Raw genomic sequence first — 3,738 nt, forward strand, 5'->3', positions numbered from 1 at the left:
CAGCTCGCGGCCCAGCGCGCCGGTCATCCGGTCCAGGTAGACCGCGAGGATCACGATGGACAGGCCCGCCTCCGCGCCGAGGCCGACGTCGAGCTGGCCGATGGCCTCGTTGACCGCGCCGCCCAGGCCGCCGGTGCCGACCATGCCGGCGATGGCCGCCATCGACAGGCCCAGCATGATGACCTGGTTGACGCCGGCCATCACGGTGGGCAGCGCCAGAGGCAGCTGGACCCGCAGCAGCGTGTTGCGCCGGGTGGTGCCGAAGGCCTCGGCCGCCTCGACCAGCTCGGGGTCGACCTGGCGGATGCCCAGCTCGGTCATCCGGACGGCGGGCGCGACGGCGAAGATCAGGGTGGCCACGATGCCCGCGGGGGCGCCGGTGCCGAAGAAGATGATGGCCGGGATCAGGTAGACCATGGCCGGCAGCGTCTGCATGAAGTCCAGCACCGGGCGCACCGCGGCGCTCACCCGGTCGGAGCGCGCGGCCCAGATGCCGACCGGCACGCCCACGGCGAGGGCGATCACGGTGGCCACCAGCAGCAGCGCCAGGGTGGACATGGAGTCGGACCACAGGCCGAGCGCGTCGACGAAGACGAAGCCGAGGAAGGACAGCACGCCGGCCGACAGGCCGCGCAGCCGCCAGGCGATCACCGAGAGGATGCCGATCAGCAGCAGCGGCTCCGGCGCCTGGAGCACGGCGTCCAGGCCGTCGTAGGCGCCCGCGAAGACCGTCTTGAAGAAGTCGAAGAGCCAGGCCAGGTGCGCGCGGAGCCATTCGACCCCGGTGTTGACCCACTCGCCGAAGGTGATGCGGGGCATCAGGCGGCCACCCCCTCGGGGCCGGTGGTATGCCGTGCGCAGGCGGCGGGCTCCTTGGCCGGACCGCCGGCGGCGTCGGCGACGGCGACGGCGACGGCATCGTCGGCGTCCACGTCGCCGATCACCGCGACCAGCCGCTCCTGGGAGACCGTGCCGACCCGGGCGCCCTCGGCGTCCACCACTTCCACGGCGTGCGGCGTGCGGGCGCACAGGGCGCACAGCTCGTCGAACGGCGTGTCCGGGGTGGCGGTCGGGCAGCCGCAGCCGGCCTCGTCGCCACCGGTGGCGCGGTCCATCACGGAGGCCGCGGTCAGCACCTTGGAGCGGTCGACGTCCCGGGTGAAGGAGGCGACGTACTCGTCCGCGGGCCGGACCAGGATGTCCTCGGCGGTGCCGATCTGCACGATCTCGCCGTCCCGCATCACGGCGATGCGGTCACCGAGGCGCATCGCCTCGTTCAGGTCGTGGGTGATGAAGACGATGGTCTTGTGGAGCGTCTTCTGCAGCTCCAGCAGCTGGTCCTGCATCTCGCGGCGGATCAGCGGGTCGAGGGCGCTGAAGGACTCGTCCATCAGCAGCAGGTCGGCGTCGGTGGCGAGCGCGCGGGCCAGTCCGACGCGCTGGCGCATGCCGCCGGAGAGCTCGTCGGGCCAGGACTTCTCCCAGCCCTCCAGCCCGCACAGGGCGAGCGCCTCGGCGGCGCGCTCCTCCCGCTCGGCACGCGGCACGCCCTGGACCTCCAGGCCGTAGGCGGCGTTCTGCAGCACGGTGCGGTGGGGGAAGAGCGCGAAGTGCTGGAAGACCATGCTGATGCGCCGCGAGCGCAGGGTGCGCAGCTCGGCGGCGGTGAGCGAGGCCAGGTCCTGGCCGTCGAAGCTGACGGTGCCCGCGGTGGGCTCCAGCAGCCCGTTGAGCATGCGCAGGAGCGTGGACTTGCCCGAGCCGGACAGGCCCATGACCACGAAGATCTCGCCCGGCTCCACCGTGAAGGAGGCGTCGATGACCGCGGCGGTGACGCCGTCGGCCCTCAGCTCTTCACGATCGGCGCCTTTGCGCAGTCGTTCCACCGTTTGCTCGGGTCTGCCACCGAACACCTTGTAGACCTTCTCGGCCTGCAATCTGGATGACACGTTCAGCCTCTCGTCCTACCGTTCGACATCCGCGGCGTTGGCATATGCAACAGAAGCGGACAGGAGCCGCACCTGCCCCGGCCGCCACCGGGCAAACACCCGCCCGGGCCGGCTTCACGGCACGCTCACATTCGTGTCCCGCCCGAGACATGCCCGAACCGCCGGTACGGCAAGATGGCGAGGCGTGACCGGACGACTGATGCTCCTCGACACCGCTTCCCTCTATTTCCGCGCCTACTTCGGCATGCCCGAATCGGTGAAGGCGCCGGACGGCATGCCGGTGAACGCCGTGCGCGGCCTCCTCGACTTCATCGACCGCCTGGTCAAGGACCACCGCCCCGACGCGCTGGTGGCGTGCATGGACGCGGACTGGCGGCCGGCCTGGCGGGTGGAGCTGATCCCCTCCTACAAGGCCCACCGGGTGGCCGAGGAGCGGACCGGCGGTCCGGACGCCGAGGAGGTCCCGGACACCCTCTCGCCGCAGGTCCCGGTGATCGAGGCGGTGCTGGACGCGCTGGGCATCGCCCGGGTGGGCGTGGCCGGCTACGAGGCGGACGACGTGATCGGCACCTTCACGGCCCGTGCGACCGGCGCGGTGGACATCGTGACCGGCGACCGCGACCTCTTCCAGCTGGTCGACGACGCCCGCGGGGTGCGGGTGCTCTATCCGGTGAAGGGCGTCGGCAACCCGCAGGTCGTGGACGGGGCGGCCCTGCGCGAGAAGTACGGGGTGGACGGCAGCGGGTACGCCGACCTGGCGCTGCTGCGCGGCGACCCGAGCGACGGCCTGCCCGGTGTGCCCGGCGTCGGCGAGAAGACGGCCGCCAAGCTGCTGGAGAGGTTCGGCGACCTGGCCGGGATCATGGCCGCGGTGGACGACCCCGCCTCCGGCCTCACCCCGGCGCAGCGCCGTCGGCTGGACGAGTCCCGGCCCTACGTGGCGGTCGCCCCGAAGGTGGTGCGGGTCGCCTCGGACGTGCCGCTCCCCGAGGTCGACACCACGCTGCCGAAGGCGCCGCGGGACCCGGAGACGGTGCGCGCCCTGGCCGCGCGCTGGAACCTGGGCGGGTCGCTCCAGCGCCTGCTGACCACCCTGGAGGGATGACGGGCGGGGGCGCGGCCAGGGCCCCTGGCCGCAACGGCGGGCGCCCCTGGCCACAAGTACCCGCGGCCACAAAATGCCACCGGACATGCCCTCGGGCAAGGTCACGGCCGCCGATTCGGTGCTAGCTTAGGGGAGCCTAAGCTAACTAGCAGGGAGGCCTCATGACAGCGCGCCCGGTCCGCAAGAGCCCGCCGAAGCCGCACCTCGGACGGGTGATCCGCACCCAGCGACTCACCCCGCACATGCAGCGGGTGGTCTTCGGCGGCGACGGCCTGGCCGGCTTCGAGGCGGGGACCCGTACGGACCACTACGTCAAGCTGGTGTTCCCCGCCGAGGGTGTCGAGTACCCGGAGCCGTTCAGCATGGCCCGCGTCCGCGAGGAGTTCCCCCGCGAGCAGTGGCCGGTCACCCGCACCTACACGGTCCGCGCCTGGGACCCGGAGCTGCGCGAGCTGACCGTCGACTTCGTGGTCCACGGCGACGAGGGCCTGGCCGGCCCCTGGGCGCTGCGCGCGCAGCCCGGCGACACGCTGCGGATGCTGGGCCCGGGCGGCGCCTACGCCCCGGATCCGTCGGCCGACTGGCACCTGCTGGTCGGTGACGAGAGCGCCCTGCCGGCGATCTCGGCGGCCCTGGAGGCGCTGCCCCCGGGCGCCGAGGTGCGGGCCTTCGTCGAGGTCTCCG

At 72.7% G+C, this 3,738-nt stretch carries 4 protein-coding genes; 2 read left to right on the forward strand and 2 right to left on the reverse strand.

Annotated elements, in window-relative coordinates; translation table 11 throughout:
• The coding region (locus tag HW445_RS22000) for a proline/glycine betaine ABC transporter permease (RefSeq protein ID WP_180222700.1) at positions 1–819 on the reverse strand (819 nt) is incomplete at its 3' end.
• Positions 819–1,949 (reverse strand): glycine betaine/L-proline ABC transporter ATP-binding protein, encoded by a 1,131-nt coding sequence (locus tag HW445_RS22005; RefSeq protein ID WP_180222701.1) that lies wholly within the window; start codon positions 1,947–1,949, stop codon positions 819–821. The genes HW445_RS22005 and HW445_RS22000, both read right to left, overlap by 1 nt.
• A 199-nt stretch (positions 1,950–2,148) precedes the next feature.
• On the opposite strand from HW445_RS22005, the gene HW445_RS22010 reads away from it, so the two are divergent.
• Together HW445_RS22010 and HW445_RS22015 are read left to right on the forward strand one after the other, a co-directional pair.
• Complete coding sequence (locus tag HW445_RS22010) at positions 2,149–3,054, forward strand: 5'-3' exonuclease (RefSeq protein WP_180222703.1); 906 nt, start codon at positions 2,149–2,151, stop codon at positions 3,052–3,054.
• Between the two features lie 161 nt (positions 3,055–3,215).
• The coding region (locus tag HW445_RS22015; RefSeq protein WP_180222702.1) for a siderophore-interacting protein at positions 3,216–3,738 on the forward strand (523 nt) is incomplete at its 3' end.

The sequence above is a fragment of the Streptomyces sp. UH6 genome, assembly GCF_013421635.1.
GTDB lineage: Bacteria > Actinomycetota > Actinomycetes > Streptomycetales > Streptomycetaceae > Streptomyces > Streptomyces abyssomicinicus.

What these genes read in the sequence shown, in the direction of transcription:
- HW445_RS22010 (WP_180222703.1), top strand. Translation starts at nt 2,149, where the DNA reads ATGCTCCTCGACACCGCTTCCCTCTATTTCCGCGCCTACTTCGGCATG.